Source organism: Mucilaginibacter sp. UYNi724 (genome assembly GCF_054057495.1).
In genome coordinates, this window is record NZ_JBSRZI010000015.1 from 22450 (window position 1) to 44740 (window position 22291).

At 43.5% G+C, this 22291-nt stretch carries 26 protein-coding genes; 11 read left to right on the forward strand and 15 right to left on the reverse strand.

What is annotated here, in order from left to right; all coding sequences use genetic code 11:
- The first annotated feature begins 11 nt into the window (after window positions 1-11).
- Window positions 12-671 (forward strand): phosphatase PAP2 family protein, encoded by a 660-nt coding sequence (locus ACVW0P_RS18385; RefSeq protein WP_457133354.1) that lies wholly within the window; start codon window positions 12-14, stop codon window positions 669-671.
- 1 nt (window position 672) lies between these two features.
- Here ACVW0P_RS18385 and ACVW0P_RS18390 read toward each other — a convergent pair whose 3' ends face one another.
- The 8 genes from ACVW0P_RS18390 to yihA form a co-directional block, all read right to left on the reverse strand.
- On the reverse strand, window positions 673-1326 hold the full coding sequence (locus tag ACVW0P_RS18390) for a GGIII-like transmembrane region-containing protein (protein ID WP_457133355.1): 654 nt from the start codon (window positions 1324-1326) through the stop codon (window positions 673-675).
- A gap of 63 nt (window positions 1327-1389) precedes the next feature.
- The gene (locus tag ACVW0P_RS18395; protein ID WP_457133356.1) at window positions 1390-1890 is read right to left on the reverse strand and encodes a glycosyl-4,4'-diaponeurosporenoate acyltransferase CrtO family protein; all 501 of its coding nucleotides are present in this window, start codon (window positions 1888-1890) and stop codon (window positions 1390-1392) included.
- A 38-nt stretch (window positions 1891-1928) separates the two neighbouring features.
- A complete protein-coding gene (locus tag ACVW0P_RS18400) occupies window positions 1929-3629 on the reverse strand; it encodes a M3 family oligoendopeptidase (protein WP_457133357.1) in 1701 nt (566 codons plus the stop codon).
- Window positions 3630-3850: 221 nt separating this feature from the next.
- A complete protein-coding gene (locus ACVW0P_RS18405; protein WP_457133358.1) occupies window positions 3851-4780 on the reverse strand; it encodes an NAD-dependent epimerase/dehydratase family protein in 930 nt (309 codons plus the stop codon).
- A gap of 74 nt (window positions 4781-4854) precedes the next feature.
- Window positions 4855-5238 (reverse strand): hypothetical protein, encoded by a 384-nt coding sequence (locus ACVW0P_RS18410; RefSeq protein WP_457133359.1) that lies wholly within the window; start codon window positions 5236-5238, stop codon window positions 4855-4857.
- Window positions 5239-5274: 36 nt separating this feature from the next.
- Window positions 5275-5877, reverse strand: a complete 603-nt coding sequence (locus tag ACVW0P_RS18415; protein ID WP_457133360.1) for a Crp/Fnr family transcriptional regulator — start codon at window positions 5875-5877, stop codon at window positions 5275-5277.
- On the reverse strand, window positions 5865-6719 hold the full coding sequence (locus tag ACVW0P_RS18420; protein WP_457133361.1) for a UbiA-like polyprenyltransferase: 855 nt from the start codon (window positions 6717-6719) through the stop codon (window positions 5865-5867). The genes ACVW0P_RS18415 and ACVW0P_RS18420 overlap by 13 nt, the downstream gene beginning before the upstream one ends.
- Window positions 6720-6721: 2 nt before the next feature.
- The gene (gene yihA / locus ACVW0P_RS18425; RefSeq protein ID WP_457133362.1) at window positions 6722-7351 is read right to left on the reverse strand and encodes a ribosome biogenesis GTP-binding protein YihA/YsxC; all 630 of its coding nucleotides are present in this window, start codon (window positions 7349-7351) and stop codon (window positions 6722-6724) included.
- A gap of 145 nt (window positions 7352-7496) precedes the next feature.
- On the opposite strand from yihA, the gene ACVW0P_RS18430 reads away from it, so the two are divergent.
- Window positions 7497-7985, forward strand: coding sequence for a VOC family protein (locus tag ACVW0P_RS18430; RefSeq protein ID WP_457133363.1), 489 nt, complete (start codon window positions 7497-7499; stop codon window positions 7983-7985).
- Here ACVW0P_RS18430 and ACVW0P_RS18435 read toward each other — a convergent pair whose 3' ends face one another.
- A complete protein-coding gene (locus ACVW0P_RS18435; RefSeq protein ID WP_457133364.1) occupies window positions 7986-8894 on the reverse strand; it encodes a serine hydrolase in 909 nt (302 codons plus the stop codon). It abuts the gene before it with no gap.
- Window positions 8895-8944: 50 nt separating this feature from the next.
- On the opposite strand from ACVW0P_RS18435, the gene ACVW0P_RS18440 reads away from it, so the two are divergent.
- The 5 genes from ACVW0P_RS18440 (at window position 8945) to ACVW0P_RS18460 (ending at window position 13543) form a co-directional block, all read left to right on the forward strand.
- Window positions 8945-9169, forward strand: coding sequence for a hypothetical protein (locus ACVW0P_RS18440; protein WP_457133365.1), 225 nt, complete (start codon window positions 8945-8947; stop codon window positions 9167-9169).
- Window positions 9170-9266: 97 nt separating this feature from the next.
- On the forward strand, window positions 9267-9554 hold the full coding sequence (locus ACVW0P_RS18445) for a type II toxin-antitoxin system VapC family toxin (protein WP_457133437.1): 288 nt from the start codon (window positions 9267-9269) through the stop codon (window positions 9552-9554).
- Window positions 9555-9589: 35 nt separating this feature from the next.
- Window positions 9590-10654, forward strand: coding sequence for a tetraacyldisaccharide 4'-kinase (gene lpxK, locus ACVW0P_RS18450; protein ID WP_457133366.1), 1065 nt, complete (start codon window positions 9590-9592; stop codon window positions 10652-10654).
- A complete protein-coding gene (locus tag ACVW0P_RS18455) occupies window positions 10617-11432 on the forward strand; it encodes a purine-nucleoside phosphorylase (protein ID WP_457133367.1) in 816 nt (271 codons plus the stop codon). Before lpxK ends, ACVW0P_RS18455 begins: the two co-directional genes overlap by 38 nt.
- On the forward strand, window positions 11432-13543 hold the full coding sequence (locus ACVW0P_RS18460) for a putative porin (RefSeq protein WP_457133368.1): 2112 nt from the start codon (window positions 11432-11434) through the stop codon (window positions 13541-13543). The genes ACVW0P_RS18455 and ACVW0P_RS18460 overlap by 1 nt, the downstream gene beginning before the upstream one ends.
- 86 nt (window positions 13544-13629) lie before the next feature.
- Here ACVW0P_RS18460 and ACVW0P_RS18465 read toward each other — a convergent pair whose 3' ends face one another.
- The 3 genes from ACVW0P_RS18465 to ACVW0P_RS18475 all read right to left on the reverse strand — a co-directional run bounded on the left by ACVW0P_RS18465 (window position 13630) and on the right by ACVW0P_RS18475 (window position 16090).
- Window positions 13630-14259: a hypothetical protein gene (locus ACVW0P_RS18465; RefSeq protein WP_457133369.1), complete on the reverse strand. Its 630-nt coding sequence runs from the start codon at window positions 14257-14259 to the stop codon at window positions 13630-13632.
- Entirely contained in the window at window positions 14246-14755 is a 510-nt protein-coding gene (locus ACVW0P_RS18470) for an RNA polymerase sigma factor (protein ID WP_457133370.1), read from the reverse strand. The genes ACVW0P_RS18465 and ACVW0P_RS18470 overlap by 14 nt, the downstream gene beginning before the upstream one ends.
- A gap of 153 nt (window positions 14756-14908) precedes the next feature.
- Window positions 14909-16090, reverse strand: a complete 1182-nt coding sequence (locus tag ACVW0P_RS18475) for an asparagine synthetase B (protein ID WP_457133438.1) — start codon at window positions 16088-16090, stop codon at window positions 14909-14911.
- Window positions 16091-16242: 152 nt separating this feature from the next.
- On the opposite strand from ACVW0P_RS18475, the gene ACVW0P_RS18480 reads away from it, so the two are divergent.
- From ACVW0P_RS18480 to ACVW0P_RS18490, 3 genes are all read left to right on the forward strand, one after another.
- A complete protein-coding gene (locus ACVW0P_RS18480) occupies window positions 16243-16758 on the forward strand; it encodes a hypothetical protein (RefSeq protein WP_457133371.1) in 516 nt (171 codons plus the stop codon).
- Window positions 16759-16909: 151 nt separating this feature from the next.
- Window positions 16910-17347: a peptidylprolyl isomerase gene (locus tag ACVW0P_RS18485; protein ID WP_457133372.1), complete on the forward strand. Its 438-nt coding sequence runs from the start codon at window positions 16910-16912 to the stop codon at window positions 17345-17347.
- Window positions 17348-17350: 3 nt separating this feature from the next.
- A complete protein-coding gene (locus ACVW0P_RS18490; protein WP_457133373.1) occupies window positions 17351-17851 on the forward strand; it encodes a DUF5606 family protein in 501 nt (166 codons plus the stop codon).
- A gap of 161 nt (window positions 17852-18012) precedes the next feature.
- Here the strand turns inward: ACVW0P_RS18490 and ACVW0P_RS18495 are convergent, their stop codons facing one another.
- From ACVW0P_RS18495 to rlmH, 3 genes are all read right to left on the reverse strand, one after another.
- The gene (locus ACVW0P_RS18495; RefSeq protein ID WP_457133374.1) at window positions 18013-18432 is read right to left on the reverse strand and encodes a Dabb family protein; all 420 of its coding nucleotides are present in this window, start codon (window positions 18430-18432) and stop codon (window positions 18013-18015) included.
- Window positions 18433-18689: 257 nt separating this feature from the next.
- On the reverse strand, window positions 18690-19601 hold the full coding sequence (locus tag ACVW0P_RS18500; RefSeq protein WP_457133375.1) for a cation diffusion facilitator family transporter: 912 nt from the start codon (window positions 19599-19601) through the stop codon (window positions 18690-18692).
- A 157-nt stretch (window positions 19602-19758) separates the two neighbouring features.
- On the reverse strand, window positions 19759-20232 hold the full coding sequence (gene rlmH / locus ACVW0P_RS18505) for a 23S rRNA (pseudouridine(1915)-N(3))-methyltransferase RlmH (RefSeq protein ID WP_457133376.1): 474 nt from the start codon (window positions 20230-20232) through the stop codon (window positions 19759-19761).
- A 76-nt stretch (window positions 20233-20308) separates the two neighbouring features.
- Between rlmH and ACVW0P_RS18510 the strand changes: the two genes are divergently transcribed.
- Window positions 20309-22114, forward strand: a complete 1806-nt coding sequence (locus tag ACVW0P_RS18510) for a MutS-related protein (protein WP_457133377.1) — start codon at window positions 20309-20311, stop codon at window positions 22112-22114.
- The last annotated feature ends 177 nt before the right edge of the window (window positions 22115-22291 follow it).

The following is a 22291-nucleotide window of genomic DNA, read 5'->3' on the forward strand; positions in this document are numbered from 1 at the left end:
ACTTTGTGCCGATGAATGCAGGCGCAAAAGACGTTTTACACCGGATAAGATACCTTTTTATCCCTTATATCGTCGTTTTGTGTGCCTGTCTTGTCATCAAATTATTGTTCACCCGCTCTCAGATCTTCTTCGCCGTAAACGGCATCCATACGGATTTCCTGGACAGCGTAGAACCCTATATTACCTATATTGGGGATGGTGTTGTTGTGATAATAATATCGTTGCTTTTAGCACTTTGGAATTATAGAGTATCATTTTTAGTGCTAACCAGTTATGCTGTAACAGCGCTAACGGCACAGGTATTAAAATTTAGTTTTGACATGCCGAGGCCACGCATTTACTTTGAAGATCAATTAGATAAGATCCACTTTGTTAAAGGGCTGTATGTTTTAGCGGTACACAGTTTTCCATCGGGGCATACGGTAACGGCTTTTTCGGCAGCGGTGGTAATTACTTATTTAAGTAAAAATAAAACCTGGGGCTTGTTACTATTTTTTGTAGCGGTAATGGTTGGCTACTCGCGTATGTACCTGAGCCAGCATTTTTTTGAGGACGTAACCGTTGGCTCAATGGTGGGTGTTTTTATAACGATGGCGTGGCTAAGCTTTATCGACCGTAAAAAATTTATAAACAGCCCCCGTTGGGATAGGGGGCTGCTTACAAGATCTTAAATTAAGCTTCTTCGCGCTGTTTCTTTTTGCGGCGCATTACTACTATCACAATTATGATGATCAGCGGTATACCGCCATACAATGCATATTTAACAGTCGGCGATAAGCCCTTAGCCATTGATAAATATTGGTCAGTACGTTTTAACTCCGGGGATACCTTAATGGAACCGGAATATGCTTTGTACTCTTCTTTAACTACATCTTTCCTTAGCTCCTCGTAATAGTATTCAAAAGTGTAGGTAACGTCCTGGGTGTAAATAACAATAAAGTTACGCTCCTGCAGGCCTGCGCCCAGGTCGGTTTCAAGGGTAAATGTTTTTGCTTTTAGGTGACCTATAAGCGTATCGCGCACGTTTTGGGTGCTGCCGTCTGCCTGGCCTTTTATACCTTTTATATAGTCTTGAAGCACCTTGTTTAGGTCGCGTTCTTTTTTAAGTGGTTTGTTATTATCTGCGTTTGGCGCGCGGATAACTACCATATAACCAAACGAGCCGTTACCCGTGTATATGGATTGGCCGAGGGTGTCTTTCTTGGTGTATTTCTCCGGTAAGGAAATAGTAACCAGGCTATCTATCTTAACCGGTTTTAAAGGGATCTGTGCAAAAGCGGCAGTTGCCGTCAATATGAGGCTAAATATTACAAGTATCTTTTTCATAGATGGTTAAACTTAAAAAACACATATAAGTTTTAAAATCTATCTAAACATCTAATTTATAGGTTATTTCCCGGGACTGTTTATTACCCTTAAAACCCGCGCCCTATTGTATTGCTGCAACAAAATGGGGCAAATATTATAAATGATATTCGCTATGAAAATAGTTGCAAAAAATAAGTAGCTATGGTTTACAAAAGCAAAGGCAGCAGTAAGCAGAAAGAAGATAAAGCACATGAAATGGTACCGCTCATACATTACAATAGTACGCTGGTATTGGGTTGCATGCGCCCGGTTTTTGATGAGTTTGTACCGAGGATTTTTTCTGCGGGAGATGCGATTGGCAAATTCACCATTCTGTACCCACTTGCGGATAAACCTTACACCCAAACCCTCGTAGAATTTAGGATTTTTACTCAGTTGCAATACCCTGGCGGGAACAACCAAGCTTAAAACACTGATAAATATAAGCACATACAACAACTGCATGGCACCTGCCCCCCACCAAAACGCGATGACCGGGATAAAACAGATGATCGTCCAGAAGAAGTTGATGGCTTGGTTCATATTAAAAAAGCCTCCCGTTTTACAGGGAGGCTTTGCTTTTATATTTTATCCATTTCGGCTTTTACAAATTCGGCCAGTTCTTTAACATAGCCCGCGCTAAAATCAAACTTTATACCGGCGGTTTCGTAAATTTCGGTAATGGTTTTGGTGTAACCCAGTTTTAAGGCATCCATGTATTGCTGCAGGCCTTTCTCCGGGTTTTCCTTGTAGTTTTTCCAAACAGCTATCGCGCCAAGTTGGGCCATACCATATTCAATGTAATAAAAAGGTACTTCGAATATGTGCAGCTGTTTTTGCCACAGGTTTTGCTCTGCCTGCGGGTGTTCGCTCCAATCGGCGAAGCCTGCGCCAAATGGCTCATAGATCTTTAACCAGGCCTCGGTGCGTTCGGCATCGGTATGATCCGGGTTGGTATAGATCCAATGCTGAAACTGGTCTACCACGGCTACCCACGGCAGGGTCTTTAATACATCAAAAAGCTGGTCGCGTTTGGCACGTTTCAGGTCTTCCTCGTTATCAAAAAAAACATCCCAGTTATCCATCGATATCAACTCCATCGACATAGATGCCAGTTCGGCAACCTCGCTCGGGCAATGTTTAAAGTCATTCAACTCCAGGTCGGCAGTCAGAAAGGTATGTACCGCGTGGCCACCTTCGTGCACCATGGTGGTTAAATCGCGGAAGGTATTGGCCGAATTCATGAAAATGAAAGGCGCGCCCGTTTCAGATAGCGGATAATTGTAACCGCCTGGCGCCTTGCCTTTTCGGCTTTCCACATCAAACAGGTTATTATCCTTCATGATCTCTAAACGCTCACCCAAATAGCGGTTAATGTTGCTGAAACACTGGATAGATTTTTCTACCAGTTCGGCGCCGCTGTTAAATGGTTTCAACGCAGGCTTGCCCGATATATCAACATCCATATCCCAGGGCTTTAGAGCATCAAGGCCTAAAGCTTCCTGGCGTTTTTCAGCTTGTTCGCGCAGGATGGGTACTATCTCGGTTTCGATAGCCGCATGGAAGGCATAACAGTCCTGCGGGGTGTAATCAAAACGGCCAAGAGCCTGGAACATATAATCCCTAAAGTTTTCGAACCCTGCGTTCAAAGCTACCTTATGGCGAAGCGCGCGTAAGTGATCGAACAAGGTATCCAACACTGTTTTTTCTTGCAGGCGGCGTGCGGTGATCTTTTCCCAAACTTCCTGGCGCTTACTGCGGTCGGTATCTTTTAGGAAAACAGAGGCTTGCTCTAACGTATATTCTTTCTCGCCGATGTGCACGCTCATGGCGCCGGTTATCGACTGGTATTTTTGCTGCTCCACCTGGATCTCGGTTTGCAACGGAATATTCTCCTCACGGAAAAGCTCAAGTGATTTTTTAACCGCGCGCAGCATAATGTAGAATTTCTCTTCGCTTAGTTGGTCCACAAATTCGCTTTCAACCAGTTTTTTGTTCAGGTCGTTATTGTAGGGGGCGGTTTTGGGCTCAATTTCGGTAGCAAAGTACTGGAAGTTTGCCAGCAGTTCCTCGTTAGTGGTATCGCAGGTCATGCGGATATAGCGCCACGCAAAATCCTCTTCGAGGGCGGCTTGCAGTTCGCTGCCATCTTTAAGCCATTGCTCCAGTTCCTCAACAGAAGCAATAGGGCGGTTAAGCAGTTCTTTGTATATCGGTTCCAGCGTTTCCCATTTTATTTCAAGGTCGGCAGGGATGTATGTACGGGTTTTTTTATGGATCATCGGTTAGTGAATATGCAGATGTGCGTATATGCAAATGTGCAGATTATTTGGGAGGATGGAAAGATTTAGGAATAGAAAAGACTCACCCCGCAGCACTTCGTGCGCGACCCTCTCTGCTGCGCAAAGAGGGTGGGAAATAAAAAAAATGAAGAAAGAAGGAAACCCCGTCTTTGCGTAGCAGAGAGGGGGTATGGGGTGAGTCAACTCGCAAAGCGAAAAGGCTATTCCGGTTTATAAATCGTCCGCGCTACTTCACTTATCCCATCCTCGTAACTGGTGGGTTTAAAGTTGAAAGCCTTTTCAAATTTGCCCGAATCAAAAATGTAATCGTGGTCACTTTGGTAATACATCTCTACTGTGCCGGCGATGAGTTTGTCAAATAATCCCAAGATCCAAAGCATAAATTTGCGCACGCGCATAAATTTTGGTTTAACGCCGTAGACGCGTGCGGCAAGTTCTAAAAACTGCTGTCCCTTCATTACCTGCGATGTTGGCAGGGGCCAGATCTGGTTATCGCTTTCGGGGTGCTGGCCCAGCAGGTACATGGCGCGGCCGGCATCTGGTATGTAAATAAAGCTGTGCAGGTTGTTTGGGTCGCCCATCCATTGCGCGGTTTGCTTTTTGGCGTATTTAGATAGTACCATCATATCTAAAAAAGCATTGGTGCTGGTGGTGCCATAAAAATCGGGCGCGCGGGCAATGGTGGCATTTAGCGTTCCAGCCTTCACCTCGTTCATAATGGTATCGGCAATGGCGGCGCGTATTTTGCCTTTTTCGCTGATAGGGTTGTAAGGCGTATCCTCTTTCATTGGCCCGTTAACTAACCCGTACATGTACACATTATCAAAAAATATCAGCCTCGCGTTATTCTCCTTGGTAACGTTGATCACGTTTTGGATAATGATTGGCCATTGCTCGCGCCAGATCTCCGCATCATAAACCAGACCCGCACACAGGTAAATAATGGTTGAGCCCTGTGCGGCTTCCTGTACCTGCTTATAGTCGAGCAGATCTGCCTTGCGCCAGGTAAGGTTGTTGCCATTTATATCTACGGGGCGGCGACTAACCAACCTAACGTTTTCGTCATGGTTTAAAAGTTCTTGTGTCAAGGCGTTTGCTACCGGCCCGCCGGCTCCTAATATTGTGTGCATAATGTTTTAGTTTTTAGTATAGTACAAATGTACTGTAACCTTGAAAATCAAAACGTTAACAAAAGATAAGAAAATTAGCGCGCCGCACGCTTTTTTATGAAAAGAGAAAAGAATAAACTGAATACAAATGACGCTGCTATCGTAACAAAGAGAAGAAATAACTGATCTCCGGCTGTATGCTGACGAAAACTGGTGAATACTGTTTCATATAATATAAATAGTATGCTTGTAATTAAACCTGAGAATGTTCCGTGTTTAACGCGTTCCCAATACGTTATATGGTCGGAAAAACGTGTAATTAACAATAGACCGACACCAATTGAGATAACAAATATATACAGCAGCCATGTTCCCTGGGTGTTGCCATCTGCACGTTCTTTTGAGTTCCAGATAATAAGTGCAACTCCGCCAAATATGCCGGATATTAATGTTGTTATAAATGGATTCTTAAAGTTCATAGCACTTTGAAATCATAAAGCTAATCAATAATCCTTTTATACCAATATCCTTCTCCTGATCCTCGAAAGCGACACAGGCGTGATGCCTAAAAAGTTGGCGACGTAATGCTGCGGCATGCGCTGTAAAACATCCTTGCCGGTTTTTAATAGTTTCAGGTAGCGTTCTTCGGGCGTTTCGGTTAAGAAGGAAGTTACGCGGTCTTCATAGCACATCAGGTAATGCTCGGCTACCAAGCGGCCAAAGCGTTCCATTTTGTAAGCCAGCATGGGGTTGTTAAGCATGGCATCCATATTTTTCCTGTTGATAAGGATGATGGTGCTGGGCTCTAACGCTTGTATATAATTGATGGCAGGCTCGCCGGTTAAGAAGCTTTTGTACGAGCTTGCCAGTTCGTTCTCGAAACTGAAGTAGCCCGTTATATCGTTCCCGTCGATAACATTGTAGTACCGTACAGATCCGCTGAGGATAAAACCAAAATAGTTACAAACCTTGCCGGCTTCTACAAAATGCTGTTTCTTTTTGTAGCTGGCTACCTGTAAATGTTGGATGAATACAATCCACTCGGCCTCGTTAAAGCTAACATAAGGCGTAATACGCTCGCGAAACTGGTTCAACTGTGCTTGTGTTAGCGCATCCATACCCTATCCATTAAAAAGAAGGCGGCAAATACCACGCTGGCAATGCCGTTGGTGGTCATAAAGGCGAAAGTTACACGGCTCAGGTCGTTTGGTTTTACAAGGGTATGCTGATAGATAAGCATGGCGCAAAAGAAAACGATACCAATATAATACAGTAAACCAACATTGGTATAAAACACAGGCATCAACACAAACGCTGCCGAAAATACATGCAGCACAGATGATAACCTTAAAGCATTTACCTTACCCAACCAAGCAGGGATAGAATGCAGTTCTTGATCGCGGTCGAAATCTTCGTCCTGCAAGGCGTAGATAATATCGAACCCGCTTACCCAGCAAAGTACAGATAATGAAAAGAAAATAGGTGTTAGCGCAAATGCGCCAGTCACAACCAAATAAGCGCCGATAGGGGCAAGCGACAATCCCAAACCCAATACCATATGGCAAAGCGCGGTGAACCGTTTAGTAGCGCTGTAACCCAGTACCACCATCAATGCAATTGGCGACAGGTAAAAACACAGCGGGTTTATAAACCATGTGGTTAAGATAAACAAACCACAGTTTACCAAAGTAAAGGTAAGAGCGGCAGCAGGACTTATCCTCCCCGCCGGGATATCGCGCTGTTTGGTGCGCGGGTTTTTAGCGTCGATATTCCTATCAAGATAGCGGTTAAACGCCATGGCCGAGTTACGGGCAAAAACCATACATAATAACATCATCACCAATTTTTGCCACTCAAATTTATGATCGGTAGTGGTAACTGCCAAAAAAAAGCCGATAAAGGCAAATGGCATGGCAAATATGGTATGCGTAAAGGTTACGAGAGAGAAATATTTTTTCATTGTTATTTGTAGTGTTCTTCGTCAAATTCGGGCACTTCAAAGCTATTGTTGATGTTAGCAATAAAGGATAAAATTTCGTCGCGGCCGGTATGCAGCTCAGATGAAGTTACAAAGTGCTGCGGTGCTTCTTCAAAAAAGTCCAGCATCGCCTTGCGGAATTTGGCGATATTTTGGTCTGTTTTAAGGTTGCTTTGTTTATCGGCCTTGGTAAATGTCAAAACAAAAGGCAAGCCTTTTTCGCCAAGCCAGCTGCAAAATTCAAGGTCTATTTTTTGGGGCTCGAGGCGGCTATCTATCAAAACCATTACGCATTGCAGGCTTTCGCGCTTATTAAGATAATTTTGAATGAATTTATTCCAGTCGGCCTTTTTTGATTTTGATGCACGGGCGTAACCATAACCGGGTAAATCTACAATGTACCAAGTGTCGTTCACTAAAAAGTGGTTGATAAGCTGTGTTTTACCGGGGGTTTGCGATGTTTTTGCCAGGCCCTTTTTTTGCACCAGCATATTTATTAACGACGATTTACCAACGTTACTGCGGCCAATGAAAGCATATTCGGGCTTTAGCGGTTGTGGCAGTTTAGATACCTGGGTATTGCTGCAAATAAAGTCGGCAGATTTTATGATCATACTGCAAAGGTAGGGTATTATGTTGAAACGTTGTAAAGTGGAAATGTTAGTGCAGGCTTAAAGTAAATGTTTAAACATCTTTTTACTTGCTCTTGATAAAAACAACCTTATAACCGTGTAACTTTACGACATAACAACTAAGACTATGAACGACTATAAGATCCCCACCCAAACCCGCATTGGCCACGTGCATTTAAAAGTAGGCGATATTCAAAAGTCTATGGCTTTTTACTGCGACCTGCTGGGTTTCGAATTGGTGACCATGTATGGCGACCAGGCAGCCTTTATTTCGGCAGGTGGTTACCATCACCATATCGGGCTGAATACCTGGCATAGCAAAGGGGCTTCGCCCGCGCCGGAGTATGCGCCGGGACTATATCATACCGCCATTTTATACCCCGAGCGTAAAGATCTTGCCGATATATTAAAGCGTCTGATAGATGCCAAATATCCGCTTACCGGAGCGTCAGACCACGGCGTGTCCGAAGCTATTTATATGAACGACCCGGATGGTAACGGTGTTGAACTATATTGGGACAGGCCTAAAGACCAATGGCCTACCGACGAGCATGGAAACCTTACCATGTACACAAATCAGTTGGATATCCCCGGTTTGCTTGGTTTGTTGAAATAACTATTCGTTAAGCATATATTTATCTACACCGGTGGCAGGTTTCCACTTGCTGCCGGGCTCATAATAGTACCACAACAGGGCCGATATTTTTTTGATGAGCAACGAGGCCTCATTATCTGCCACCCAGCGCTGGTCTTTATTGTGTTTGGTGATGATGGAAAAAACATAATCGCCATGCGGGGCATTCACCAAAACGGTTTCACTTTTCGAGGCATCCACCGCCCCTTGTTTAGATAGGGTTTGCACATACGGCGGGATCTGCGAAAGCGCGGTGTTATCCCAAAAGATACGGTTAAGCATCCGGCTCATGCGCTCGCTGGCAGCCGGGCTAACTACCTTGCCCTGCCGTATCATGGTAAACAGTCGGCACATTTCTCGGGGCGTGGTAACGCCCCATCCATACTTTTCCCAAATGGCTCGCCGTGCGGGGATGCGCGAGTTTACCCTCATCACTTTAAAACCATTCGCATCCAGCCAATTATTAATATACTCGCCGCCTACCAGTTTTTGCAACCAAACACTCGCGGTATTATCGCTCATGGTGATCATCAGCAGTGCAACCTTGCTAACCTGTATGGTGTCTTTATCCTTAAACGAGCCGAGGAGATCCTCGCCGGCATACAGTAACGAATCGCGGTAAACCAATTTCTGGTTGTACTGCATTTCGCCCTTCTCTATCTTATCCATCAACCCGCTTAAAATACTCACTTTGATCATGCTGGCGGTAGGGAACAGCGTATCAGCATTTATCTGGGCCGTTTTACCCGTTTTTAAATTATGCACGCAGATGCCAACGTCCCCGTTAAAACCTTTGGTAGCCGATTTTAATAGGGAAGTAAGTTTGGTGTCCGTTTGGGCAAAGGTGGTTAGGGTGGAAAGGAGTAGGGATATGGATAGGAGATATTTCATGAGTGGTGATTTATAAGTAACTAAATTAAATATATTTTGTAAATTTGAGTATGCAGATACAGGTCGACATTGGCTTTAATGATTTGGTAGAGATTGTAAAAAATTTACCAGAAGACCAACTATTGCAATTAAAAAAGGAATTGGAAGATAAGCCGGCGAACTCTAATAAAGTACATTTTAGAGATCTTTTAGTAAACGGCCCTACCATCTCTGATGAGCAAGCTAAAACCATGGAAGAAACCAGGAAAGCTCTTAACCAATGGCGGACAAAATAATTTTAATCGACACTTCTATCCTCATAGATCATTTTCGTAAGTCAAATAAATCTAATTCAAAATTGGTGGCCTTATACGATGCCGGTTACAAATTTGTATCTCTGTTGTAACCGAATTTGAGATCTATTCTGGTGCGCCGGAACTACAGCGGGCATATTGGCATGATTTGTTACACGATATACAAGTACTTAGTTTTGACACCGCTGCAGCAAAGCATGCTGTATCTATTCATAATAAGCTAAAGCAAATAAGCAAACAAATTGATACTGCCGATCTATTTATAGCCGCGACCGCGATGAGGAACAATCTACCTATCGCCACATTAAACAAAAAGCACTTTGAGCGTATCCCTGATTTACTCCTTATAGACTTAATCTCTCAATAATCCTCTACAACTCTTTTCCTATCTTTACGCCATCTATGCAATACCTGCGCTGGCTTTTATTACCGTTTTCGTTGGTTTATGGTTTGGTGGTTACCATCCGTAACTGGTTTTATGATGCGGGGTTGTTTAAGAGCAAGCAGTTTGATTTGCCCGTGATTTGCGTAGGTAACCTGGAGGTTGGCGGCGCAGGCAAAAGCCCAATGACCGAATACCTAGTGCGCCTGCTAAAGAGTGATTATAAATTAGCCACGCTTAGTCGCGGTTATGGGCGGCAAACTAAGAGGTTTGTTTTGGCAGATGCTAAAAGCACCGCCACCCAAATAGGCGACGAGCCATCGCAGTTTAAGCATAAATTCCCGGATGTTACCGTTGCCGTTTGCGAGGATAGGGTGGCAGGTATCAATAAACTTAAAGCCAGTCATAACTTGGTGATACTGGATGATGCCTTTCAGCACCGTGCGGTAAAGCCGGGGCTTAGTATTTTGCTTTTTGATTATAACCACTTACAGCAGCCCAAGTTCTTGCTCCCTGCAGGTAACCTGCGCGAACCTTTTAGCGGGCGCTGGCGTGCCGATATTTTAGTAGTGACCAAATGCCCCGGCAACCTTACCGAAGAGCAGATGACAAAATGTTACAATGAAATAGCACCTTTAAACTGGCAGCCGTTGTTTTTTACGTCGATAGCTTACCAACAATTGAAGGGTATACAGGGTAAACCGGCCGATGTTGTTATCTATGACGATACCACCGTGTTTTTATTAACGGGTATTGCCAACCCGAAACCGTTGGTGCAGCATATTAGCCAATCAACCGCAAATATTATCCACCATAATTATCCCGACCATCACCAGTTTAGCTTAAAAAATATCGCTAAACTTGCGGGTGAGTTTTCTGCCTGTAAATCACAAAAAAAAGTTATTATCACAACAGAAAAGGATGCACAGCGTTTAGGGGTACATGAGTTGTTGCCTGCCCTTGCGCAACTGCCCATTTTGGTACAGCCAATAGGGGTTAACTTTTTAAATAACGGGCAGCAGCAATTTGATACATTATTATTAAACTATGTTAGAGAGCATACGCAACACCACCGAATATATTAAAAAACGCATCGGTGATTTTGAACCCGAAGCTGGTATAATTTTAGGCACAGGCCTTGGCGCTTTGGTGAACGAGATTGAAGTTGAAAAGCAACTGATGTATTCCAATATTCCTGATTTCCCTATGTCGACCCTGGAGTTCCATTCCGGTAAGTTGATATTTGGTACACTCGGCGGTAAAAAAGTAGTTGCGATGCAAGGCCGTTTGCACTATTACGAAGGTTACACCATGCAGCAGATCACCTTCCCGGTTAGAGTGATGAAAATGCTGGGAATCAAAACGCTGTTCGTATCAAACGCGAGCGGATCGCTTAACCCCGATTTTAAAAAGGGAGACCTGATGATCATAGAGGATCACATCAATCTGCAGCCCCTAAACCCGCTTACCGGCCGTAACGATGAGGAATTGGGCCCCCGTTTCCCGGACATGAGCGAACCCTACCGCCACAACCTGGTAGAAAAAGGCCTTGGCATCGCGAAAGCAAACAATATTACCTGCCATAAAGGAGTTTATGTTGCGGTTACAGGCCCTAACTTAGAAACACGTGCCGAATACAAATACCTGCGCATTATTGGCGGCGATATTGTAGGTATGAGCACCGTGCCCGAAGTTATTGTGGCGAACCACATGGGGCTTCCTGTTTTTGCCATATCTGTAATTACAGATGAGGGTTTCCCGGAAGTGCTTAAACCGATATTACTTGAAGAAATATTGGCCGTAGCACGCGAGGCCGAACCAAAACTGACCACCATACTTAAAGAATTAATAGCAGGGCTTTAATGACGAATAAGCTTAAATACTTACTTATTTTATTGCTTTGCGCATCTGTGCAGGGTGTTTTTGCGCAGATAAATAACACGCGCTTCCCCGGTCAAAATAAAAGCGATCCCGTTTATAAGCGTGATACGATCAAAAACGGCAGGACCAACGGTGGCGACTCACAAAACCTCGATTCGATCCGTAAGCGCGAAGAGAACCGTAAGGATTCGGTAGTATTCACTTCCAAATTTATTAAGGTTACCAGCGAGCGTTTATTGATGGATAGCATTCAGCTTTTCCCGCTGGATACCGGCCTGGTCAACTTTGAAAATTACAGCCCGCTAAACCAGCCGCGTAATCCCAAAATAAGCCTGGGCTACCCTGGTGTTGCCCAACGCGACCTGCTTTTTAATCCCCGTAAAACCATTGGGTTTGATGAGGGGCTGCATTCGCTGGATGCCTATATGGTAAACCCGCAAGACATTAATTATTTTAATGCCCGGGCGCCATACACGCTGTTGTCGCTATTCAGTTCGCTGGGTGGGTCAAAAGAGCAATTGTTTAAGGTTGTGCACACCCAAAATGTAAAGCCTAACTGGAACGTGGGGCTCATCATGAACTTTAATGGATCAAAGGGGTATTACAGCACCAACGGCATCCTGGCGCAAAATGTAAGCGACTTTAACTTTGGCCTTTTTACCTGGTATCATAGCGTTAACAAGCGGTATAATTTACTGGCGAATGTATTGTTCAATAACCTTAAGGCGCCAGAAACGGGGTCGATATTAAAAGATACTATCTTTAACAGTACAGCGTCGTCATTTGATAAAACCGGCGAGCCTGTGCGCCTGCCAGGTAGCTTTGCCAATTGGAAAAGCGCCGGCTTTTATATAAAGCAATTTTATTACATAGGGCATATAGATAGTCTGAACCAGGGTAAGGCTTTTTCTAAAACCGTATTGCCAACCCAGCGTGTTGCCTATACTTTTTATTATAACCAGCGCAAATACAACTACTTGCAAAATGGGTTAGATAACTATGGCGTGTTTCCCGATTATTATTTCAGTTCGGCACGGTCAAGGGATTCGCTAAATGTGCTGCATTTGCAAAATGATTTCTCGTATAGCTTTTACTTGCGCGGCAAATCCTTAAAAATGGTGAAGAACGAACTAAAACTTGATGTTGGCATTACCCAGGATTATTATAAGGTAAGCCAGTTTGTTGCCGATACCCTTATTAACCAGTTTGGTAACAAAGAAGTAAAGCCATCAAGGGTGCAGAACGAAAGTTTCCAGAATATTACACTTAAAGGAAAGCTGGGTTATAAATTTAGCGACCGCATTGTGCTGGATGCCGACTTGCGCCAGATAGTACAGGGCCGTAACTTTGGCGACCTTTTGTATGATGCAAAGCTTAGCCTTGCAGGCGGGCAAAAGGCAGGGCGCATTGTTTTAGGTGCATACCTGCAAAGCAGTTCGCCGGGGTTGGTTTACACCAACTGGATCTCTAACCATTATATTTTTAACAATAAATTTAGTAACCAAAAAACTACCAACCTGTCATTTAATTATGTGAACGATATGTTGCAGGTGGATCTGAAAGCCGAATATTTCCTGATAACCGATTACCTGTACTTTGCGGCGCAACCGGGCGGGATAGATGCCAGCCCGAGGCAGTATGGCTCTACCATCAACATGCTTAAAGTTAGTATTGGTAAAAACCTGGAGTGGCGCAAGTTCCACTTTGATAACTATGTTGTTTACCAAAAAACAGATAACGCCGCTATTTTACGCACGCCAGAGGTTTATACTTACAGCAGTTTATATTATGGTGCAAACCTATTCCATGTGTTAAATTCGCAGTTTGGGGTAAGCGCGCGTTACAATAGCCCGTACCTTGCACCATCTTACGCGGTTGGCCTTGGTCAGTTTTACAACGGGCCAGATGTTACTTTCACCTCATACCCAATTGCTACCATATTTTTTAAGGCAACACTCGAGAAAACAAACTTGTTTATCCAATACGATTACGTAAACCAGGGCTTATTCACCAATGGTTTTTACACCGTAAACCGCTATCCGCAGATGGATAAAATGCTAAAATTCGGCGTAGCTTGGACATTTTATAATTAGTGCAGTATTCGTAAGTAGAACTTAATATAAGAAGGTAGCTCAACGAAAATTTGGCATCCGGTGTTTTAGGCTACAGCATGGTTTGTTTAACCAGCATCTTCGACTAAATCATTGATGATCGATTTCAGTTCTTTAAGGTACTTACCGTACTTAGATTTAATATGTAGATTGATAAGGACATATGTACCTGCAAAACTGATAAGCAATATACCAAGCATGATCAGCAAGTGTGCGGTTACGTTGTGTGAGCCTGTAAGCCCCTGTAAAACATAGGCTGATGCATGTTTACCGCAAACCATACCAATTGCCACCATTATGGCTATAGGAGTTACACAAAAATTGTATGCTTTATAGATCTCAATATTAAGTTCTAACTCATACGCCATTTTGGTAATGCTATTTTTTAGGCTGGAGCCATACTTGCTTATAGAGCAGTAAAAAACATAGAATTTGAAAAAGTAATATGTATTTAAAACCACCATCGTAAAAAACAGAAGGCTGGTAATGTTAAATAAGAAGGCATCAGTGTCCCTGAAAAACAAGAACCATATAAAAATAATATAGGATAACAGCGTGGCGATAAACTCCGTTTTCATATTTCTGCGAATCCTGTTCACGGCAGAGGTTGTTTTTCCATTAATGGCATCATTTATTGGTAAATGAACAGCGCCCGGCTCCTCATTTTTCCAGGCGTCTTTTAAATCATCTATATTCATAATTCATGCTTTTTACTATTTCTTTAAGTTTGTTTTTAGTGCGGTTAAGGCGCACTCTTACATTAATTTCGCTTATGCCGAGATTAAGAGCGATGTCTTCATAAGGCTGATCTTCCATATATAAAAATATCAGTGCTTTTTCAACTTTGTTAAGTTGATGTACCGCTTTGTATAAAAGAGTGAGTTGTTCGTCTTTAAAGGTGTCCGATGTCTCAGCTTCTAAGTGGTCAAGATTGTCGGGCAATTGTTCGCTATCCGGCTTTCGCTTTTGTTTTTTAAAAAACACGATGGCGGTATTTAGTGATACTCTATACATCCAGGTACTGAGTTTGCTTTTTCCCTGAAAAGAATCGAAAGCCAACCAAAGCTGCAATATTATTTCCTGCATCAGGTCGTCGCGGTCTGCGGCATCATTTTGGTAGATCCGGCATATTTTAGAAAGCATTGCCCTATGCTCTTCAATCGACTCTATAAACCGGGACTCTTTATTTTTCACCCTATAAACAATTACACAGCATTGGTATCAGTTTTTTAATTATGTTACAAGAAAACTTAAATTAAATGATGTGTTAATAATAGGTGCGGGTGTTAGAAGCGGAGTGCGTAAAGTGCAGATCGGTCTGAATCCTCGCTCTCCGCACTTCAAAGATCACGTTTTCTGTTTCTTCTTCTTTGCCGCCGGGAACAACACGTTATTTAGTATCAACCTGTATCCTGCCGAATTTGGGTGTAATTTAAGATCGGTTGGAGGGTCGCCAACAGCGTGTTGGTAATCTTCGGGGTCGTGGCCGCCATAAAAGGTCCATTGGCCTTTGCCGTATTCGCCGTGGATGTAGCGGGCTTCGTTGGCGGTTTTCATTTCGCCCATAATGGTAACGCCGGGCTTCAGTTTACTTTTATTGTAGGCTGTAGTTAGCCCCATAAAACCTTTTATAACTTTATCATGGTCTTGCGTTAGCATGCTGGGTACCACATCCCATTTGGCCGAAAAATCAAACAGTGTAAAAAAGTCGCGGTTGCGTTCTACCTGCCTAACGGGGGTAACATCAATATTGGCAAACTGATGCGACGTAGGGTTTTGGTCTAAAGTGAAATTCTGGAAAGCGAAAGTTTGCGTAAAATCAAGCTTAGATTGCGCCTCCGGGTCGGTAGGGTCGCCGTCAAACATGCTTTCTACGATATCCGTTTTTGAGGCGGCGAGCGCAATGTCGAAGGTGTCGGTACCGCTGCACATGGCGAACAGGAAGCCCCCGCCCGCGCAAAAATCACGCACGTGCTCTACCACGGCCAGTTTCATTTGTGATACCTTTTTAAAGCCCAGTTTAGCGGCCATCGCCTGCTGGCCCTTCACATCGTCCACATACCATTGCGCGTAGCGGTAAGCCCCGTAGAATTTGCTGAACTGCCCGGTAAAATCCTCGTGGTGCATGTGCAGCCAGTCGTATTTGGGCAGGTCGCCGCGGATAACCTCTTCGTCGTAAATTACATCATAGGGGATCTCGGCATATTTTAAAACCAGGGTAACGGCATCATCCCAGGGTAGTTTGTTTTTGGGCGAATAGACAGCCATTTTAGGCGCTTTCTCCAGCTTTACAATGTCCATATTTATGGATGGGTCGCTTACCTCGTTTAAGATCTGGTTGGCGGATGCATCTGCCAAAACCTGGTAGCTTACCCCGCGGATCTTGCACTCATCCTCCAGCCGTTTATCATACTTCATCATAAAGCTGCCACCACGATAGTTCAGCAACCAGTCTACAGTTTCGCCGTTCTTTAGCGTCCAAAAAGCAATACCGTACGATTTTAGGTGGTCCTTCTGCTCTTCATCCATCGGGATAAGGAGGGAGGCCGCCCTGCTGAAAAGAGGCAGAAGGTAAAAGGTAAAAGCTAAAAGGTATTTAATGAATCTGTTCATGCGGATATACCAAATGTAACGATTAATTGGAAATGGTATTATATTAGTCGCTCAAAGTTCAAACCTGTATGATGCCTAAATTTTTAAGGATATTTTTCACAATGTTGTTATTAACAACATTGTCTTTAGCCGCAAATGCCCAGGAAAAAGGCGACCCTCCAACGGTAAAAGAGGGGGTGCAGGTAAGCCGGGCACACCTAATCATGCGAATTCAATCATCAGACAGCACGATGGTTTTTAAGCAAACGGCGGATGTTAACGGTAAACCACACTATTTAGGGGTTGACAATAACGGGACTTCCGTTGATGTCTTTGGCGAGGAAGATCGGGTAAAGAAAGCCACATTCACTTATAAATTCATAACAAACCTCGATGTGAATAGCCTGCAGTATACAAGGATGTCATATTTTGCATACCTGTTAGCAGGAAAAAAAGGGTTGGCATGGCTTGAAGATTGTTTATCGGAATTTGTAAAAGATCCACGAAAGCCTATCAATAAAACAGTAGAATTTTTCTTGAACTTAAAAGTATTTTGTAAATATGAACCTGCGGATAAAGCAATAGTGGTGTCATTTACGGATTAAATTTGATGTTCGTGATTATGATTTAATAATATCCAACAACGAATGTTAATTTCGGATAACGAAGTATTAGCCATTACAAACCTTTAACCTTTCGCCTTTTACCTTTCACCTCAAATACTTACCTTTGCCACCTGTTTAAAATTTATAACAAATGAGCAAAGCAATTATTAAAACCGAAAAAGGTGAAATGACCGTTCAATTTTACGACAAAGATGCGCCTAATACTGTAGCTAACTTTTTAGGTTTAGCTAAAAAAGGTTTTTACGATAACGTAACTTTTCACCGTGTTATCCCTAATTTTATGGTACAAGGTGGCGACCCAACAGGTACAGGTGCAGGTGGTTCGGGTACACGTATCGACTGTGAATTGACAGGCGATAACCAATACCACGACCGTGGCGTACTTTCAATGGCGCATGCAGGCCGTAACACGGGTAGCTCTCAATTTTTTATCTGCCACAGCCGCGAAAATACCGCGCATTTAGACCGCAACCACACTGTATTTGGTAAGGTTATAGAAAATGTTGACGTGGTTGACGACATCCGCCAGGGCGATAAAATTTTAAGTATAGAAGTAATAGAAGAATAGTATATGAATTTACAGGGAATTGTTGCGGTATCGGGTAAACCGGGTTTATGGAAAGCGCTTGCGCAAAACAAAACCGGTTATGTTTTAGAAAGCCTTGATGCGCAAAAAACTAAGCTGGTGGTAAACTTATCAACCGCAAAACTGGCTGCATTGAACGAGATAACGATCTTTGGCCTTGAGGATGATATTAAACTGATTGACGTTTTTGAACGCATGAAAGTTTCCCAGAACGTACCCGCGGTTAAGGACGATGGCAAAAAACTCCGTGAGTTTTTCTATGAGGTTGCCGCCGACCACGACGAGGAGAAAGTTTACTCATCTGATATCAAAAAGATAATTAGCTGGTACATGTTATTAAAAGATATGCCTTTGTTTAGCGAAGAAGCACCTGCCTCCGCGCCGGTTGCCGAAGAAGCACCAGCTGCCGAACCTGTAAAAGAAGAAGCACCAGTAGCCGAAGTTCCAAAAGCCAAAGCGAAGAAAGCGCCTGCTAAAAAAGCATAAGTGTCTGCTGATAGTATTAAAGCCCCGGTAGGATTTTCCTGTCGGGGCTTTGTTATGTATAAGCTATGCGGTCATGCCGAACTTGTTTCGGCATCCCACATGTAAGGTCTGCTACTTTTTATGAGGGGTCCTGAAACAAGTTCAGGACGACGGATGGGTGGTTACGCATCTACCGCGTCATAAACTACAACCTTTTCCCAAAGATGGCTGTGGTCTTTAATAAATTGCTGGTGGATGGGGTGGTTTTGATAGGTTGCCTGGCCGGCAAGATCGGCAAAGAACATTACTTCTGATACCGCCCAGCTGTTATCAACTACGTCGCGTTTTTCGGTACTGGCAACGATGCCAACGTGCAGTTCTTTAATGGTTTCAATCTTGCCAAGCGATTTTACACCTGCAACTAACTTATCGCGGTCCTCTTTAGAATCAGGGTTTTTTAACCAGAAAAGCGCGTGGTGTACTACCGGGTATCTGTTTATCATGGTGTTGGGTTTTATAATAGATGGCATAGCCGATGCTACAACCGTGCCTGCGGCAACAGTAGCTGCGGTTGTTATAAATTTACGTCGGTTGGTTTTCATGTTGTACAATTAGGTTCGATATGCTCTTAATATGTATTTAAAGATCAATAAATAAATGCTTATAAATAGCACTATAGCAAAGGAAATATCAAAATACAAAATAAATGAGTTTTCGCCCGATCCTCCCGGACTTATCGATTCATGAATAATATATGGTAGAACATTAAAGAAGTTTGCTTCTGACAAAACTGACCATAAAAAACATGATGAAATAAGAAATGCTATAAAAATTGATATAATCTTATGCTTGATCATAATTAACAATCAGGCTGCTCACATTTTTCGTTACTAAACTCCGGTTCAAAAGTACTGTGGCTTATGGACAGGTGCTCTAATCGATGGCGCAGGTCGTGCTTTATCTCGTCAAAGATGCCCATATCTTCCGGGCTAACCACCAGGTGGGCGGTAAGGGCATTCTCTGTAGTGCTTAGTGCCCATACGTGCATATGGTGGATATCTACCACACCTTTGGCTTTTATTAACTCAGATTTTATTTTTTTAAGGTCGATGTCTTTTGGTACGCCGTCCATTTCCAATCGCAGGCTATCTTTTAGCAGGTTCCAGGTACCGGTTAGTATCACTGCGCCAATAATGATACTAACTGCGCTGTCTATCCAGGCCAAATGCGTAAAGTAAATGATGATCCCCGATATTGCCACGCCAACCGAAACGATGGCGTCAACCGCCATGTGCAGGTAAGCACCCTTAACGTTCAGGTCGCTGTCTTTATCTTTTACAAAAAGCCATGCGGTAAACCCGTTGATACCTATCCCTACGAAGGCCACCCAGGCAACCGTGCCGCCCGCAATAGGCTCGGGGTGTATAAAGCGTACCACGGCTTCATATACTATAAAACCAACTGCTATGATCAATACCAAAGCGTTAAAAAACGATACGATAATGGTAGAACGTTTGTAACCATAAGTATAATCCTTGTTTGATTTAGCCTTGGCAAGCTTAAAGGCAAGCAGGGCAAGGGCTAAAGAAGCTACGTCGCTCAGGTTATGCCCGGCATCCGTCAGCAAGGATAATGATCCGCTGATCAATCCGTAAATAGCCTCTACCACCACAAAGGCCGAGTTAAGCACAATGCCCCAGATAAAGGCAGCATCCAGGTGGTCTAATTTCGGAGCATGATCGTGGTGGTGATGGGAGTGGTCGTGTGCCATAATTAACCCTGCAAATATGCAGATATGCAAATGTGCAGATTATTCTTTAATGTGCAAATGTGCATATGAAAATTGCATTTTGGCAAACGTATCTCATCAATACAACGCTTAATACATCTGCATATGCCCGCATCTGCATATCCCCGCATCTGCACATCTACTGATGGTGATACGGCTCGCCCTTGATAATACTATATGCGCGGTACAATTGTTCTACAAAAAACAGGCGCACCATTTGGTGTGAGAACGTCATTCGGCTAAGCGAGATCTTATCATTGGCGCGCTGGTAAACGGTTTGATCGAACCCGTAGGGGCCGCCCACGATGAAGATGAGGTTGGCACTTGATGATACCGAACGTTTATTGATATAGTTGGCAAACTGTACTGAGGTAAACGCCATGCCATTTTCGTCCAGCAGTATCACATGGTCTTGCACGGTTATTTTTTTGAGGATCAGTTCGGCTTCTTTGGCTTTTTGCTGGTCTTCGGTTAGGGCTTTGGTGTTTTTAAGTTCGGGGATATCAACCAGTTCCAGCTTGGTGTAATGTTTAAGGCGTTTAATGTATTTTTCAATACCGTCCTTTAAATAGGCGTCCTCGGTTTTACCAACGGTGATAAACGTTATCTTCATTTACAGATGTAACTATTTGGGTTGAAATGTTATCTTATTGTTGTAACATTGAAGTGCAAAAATATCTATAATATCTGTGCAACAAACTATAATTGATAACTATACCGGGACCGCCGCGCAGGCAAAGCAAGAAGCTGATAAATTAAAAAAGCTGGCCAATACCTATTCGCTGTTAAGGCTGGGCATTTTCGGGCTGATGGTTTTTGCCATCTACCTTACTATCGTACAAGATAATTTTACCATTATGGCCATTGGCTTCGTGGTTTTATTAGCCGCGTTTGCATGGCTTGTTGCCCGCCAGGGCGGGTACGAGCGCCAACGCAACTATTATCTGGATCTGCAGCGCATCAACCTAAACGAGATAGATAGCCTGCAAGGTAACACCAACCTGTATAACAACGGCCAGCGATACAGTAACGATAAGCACTTTTACAGTTCCGATCTGGATATTTTCGGCAATGCTTCGCTGTTTAATTTGATAAACCGCGCCGCTACCACCACAGGCAACGATAAATTGGCTGCGTGGTTAAATGCCCCGGCATATAAGCCAAGCGTTTTGTTACGACAGGAGGCTGTTAAAGAGATCTCCCTTAAACAAAGCTGGAAAATTGAACTGCAAGCCCTGCTTTTATTCAGTAACGATGGCGACGTAAACCGCCTTGCTAACCTGTTTAAATACCTGCACCTGCCGCTAAACCTAACCGGCGAAAAGTGGCTAAGCAAGTATGCTAAAATTGCGCCCTGGCTTTTGTTGGGTGCTATCGCGATAGCTTATTTTTATCCTTTAGCTAAAATTGCCGCCATTATTATTGGCCTGGTAAACATGGGTCTGGTACTGTCGCGGGCTACCGACATCAGGAAGGCTGATATGATAGCTGATAAAATTGGAACCATGCTGGGCAATTATGCCGGGGTATTCCAAAAAATAGAAAGCCAAACCTGGGATGCCGTTTATAACAACAGCCTTGCCCAAAAATTAAAGGACGATAAAACATCCGCCAAAATAAAAGAGCTATCGGAGTTGATAAGCAAGTTGAATTATCACCTTAACGTTATAGTAGGTGTTATACTTAATTTGTTTTTACTGTGGGATATCCGCCAGATCATCGCCATTGAGAATTGGAAACGCAGCAACTGCGAGAACCTGGAAGAAGCTTTTGATGTGATTGCTGATTTTGAGGCATTAATTAGCATTGCTGTGCCTGCCATCAACTACCCCGACTGGGTGTACCCCATTATTGCCGATACGGAAGGTTATACCGTTACTGCTAAAAACATCGCCCACCCGCTTATTCGAGGTAAACGGGTTGATAACGATTATGACTTGCGGGATGCTTATAGTATCGATATCATCACAGGTAGTAACATGGCGGGTAAAAGTACTTTCTTGCGTACCGTCGGCATCAATACGGTGCTGGCACTTGCCGGGTCTACTGTTTGCGCAGGCGCGATGGAAGTTTCTGTGATCACAATTGTAAGTTACATGCGCATCAAAGACTCGCTTAACGAAAGCACTTCAACGTTTAAAGCCGAGCTTGACCGCCTGCAAATGTTGCTTGCTGCGGTAGAAAACGAGCACCGGGTTTTCTTTTTGATAGACGAGATGCTGCGCGGTACAAACTCCATGGATAAATATTTAGGCAGTAAAGCCGTGATAGAGCAGCTTATCAGCAAAAAGGGGGTAGGCATGGTTGCCACACACGATCTGCAGATTGCACGCCTGGAAGATAAATACCCCGGTTACGTACGCAACTACTATTTTGACATACAGGTTATAAATGGCGAAATGCTTTTCGACTATAAGATAAAACACGGCGAGTGTAAAACTTTTAACGCATCGTTACTGCTAAAGCAGATAGGGATAAATGTGGGGGAGGAGTAGTCGGTAAAAGGCAACCGCTGTTTTCCCGATGCTTATTCCTTACAGGAATACATTTACCGACAATTTGTTTCCGTTCGCCTAATAATGCTGTCAAAAAGTTTGGGTTTGATACACTTTTGTAGTGTTAAAACACACAAACATCATGACAACTTTACTCACACTACCTGCACTAACTAC

Bases quoted from the DNA above. Each gene is read 5' to 3' on its own strand.
- ACVW0P_RS18405 (WP_457133358.1), bottom strand. From the start codon at position 4,780: ATGCACACAATATTAGGAGCCGGCGGGCCGGTAGCAAACGCCTTGACA.
- ACVW0P_RS18415 (WP_457133360.1), bottom strand. From the start codon at position 5,877: ATGGATGCGCTAACACAAGCACAGTTGAACCAGTTTCGCGAGCGTATT.
- ACVW0P_RS18385 (WP_457133354.1), top strand. From the start codon at position 12: ATGAATGCAGGCGCAAAAGACGTTTTACACCGGATAAGATACCTTTTT.
- ACVW0P_RS18400 (WP_457133357.1), bottom strand. From the start codon at position 3,629: ATGATCCATAAAAAAACCCGTACATACATCCCTGCCGACCTTGAAATA.
- ACVW0P_RS18480 (WP_457133371.1), top strand. From the start codon at position 16,243: ATGATGCCTAAATTTTTAAGGATATTTTTCACAATGTTGTTATTAACA.
- ACVW0P_RS18440 (WP_457133365.1), top strand. From the start codon at position 8,945: ATGCAGATACAGGTCGACATTGGCTTTAATGATTTGGTAGAGATTGTA.
- lpxK (WP_457133366.1), top strand. From the start codon at position 9,590: ATGCAATACCTGCGCTGGCTTTTATTACCGTTTTCGTTGGTTTATGGT.
- ACVW0P_RS18495 (WP_457133374.1), bottom strand. From the start codon at position 18,432: ATGAAAACCAACCGACGTAAATTTATAACAACCGCAGCTACTGTTGCC.
- rlmH (WP_457133376.1), bottom strand. From the start codon at position 20,232: ATGAAGATAACGTTTATCACCGTTGGTAAAACCGAGGACGCCTATTTA.
- ACVW0P_RS18465 (WP_457133369.1), bottom strand. From the start codon at position 14,259: ATGAATATAGATGATTTAAAAGACGCCTGGAAAAATGAGGAGCCGGGC.
- ACVW0P_RS18435 (WP_457133364.1), bottom strand. From the start codon at position 8,894: ATGAAATATCTCCTATCCATATCCCTACTCCTTTCCACCCTAACCACC.
- ACVW0P_RS18390 (WP_457133355.1), bottom strand. From the start codon at position 1,326: ATGAAAAAGATACTTGTAATATTTAGCCTCATATTGACGGCAACTGCC.
- ACVW0P_RS18395 (WP_457133356.1), bottom strand. From the start codon at position 1,890: ATGAACCAAGCCATCAACTTCTTCTGGACGATCATCTGTTTTATCCCG.
- ACVW0P_RS18475 (WP_457133438.1), bottom strand. From the start codon at position 16,090: ATGGATGAAGAGCAGAAGGACCACCTAAAATCGTACGGTATTGCTTTT.
- ACVW0P_RS18485 (WP_457133372.1), top strand. From the start codon at position 16,910: ATGAGCAAAGCAATTATTAAAACCGAAAAAGGTGAAATGACCGTTCAA.
- ACVW0P_RS18420 (WP_457133361.1), bottom strand. From the start codon at position 6,719: ATGAAAAAATATTTCTCTCTCGTAACCTTTACGCATACCATATTTGCC.
- ACVW0P_RS18490 (WP_457133373.1), top strand. From the start codon at position 17,351: ATGAATTTACAGGGAATTGTTGCGGTATCGGGTAAACCGGGTTTATGG.
- ACVW0P_RS18455 (WP_457133367.1), top strand. From the start codon at position 10,617: ATGTTAGAGAGCATACGCAACACCACCGAATATATTAAAAAACGCATC.
- ACVW0P_RS18460 (WP_457133368.1), top strand. From the start codon at position 11,432: ATGACGAATAAGCTTAAATACTTACTTATTTTATTGCTTTGCGCATCT.
- ACVW0P_RS18410 (WP_457133359.1), bottom strand. From the start codon at position 5,238: ATGAACTTTAAGAATCCATTTATAACAACATTAATATCCGGCATATTT.
- yihA (WP_457133362.1), bottom strand. From the start codon at position 7,351: ATGATCATAAAATCTGCCGACTTTATTTGCAGCAATACCCAGGTATCT.
- ACVW0P_RS18500 (WP_457133375.1), bottom strand. From the start codon at position 19,601: ATGGCACACGACCACTCCCATCACCACCACGATCATGCTCCGAAATTA.
- ACVW0P_RS18430 (WP_457133363.1), top strand. From the start codon at position 7,497: ATGAACGACTATAAGATCCCCACCCAAACCCGCATTGGCCACGTGCAT.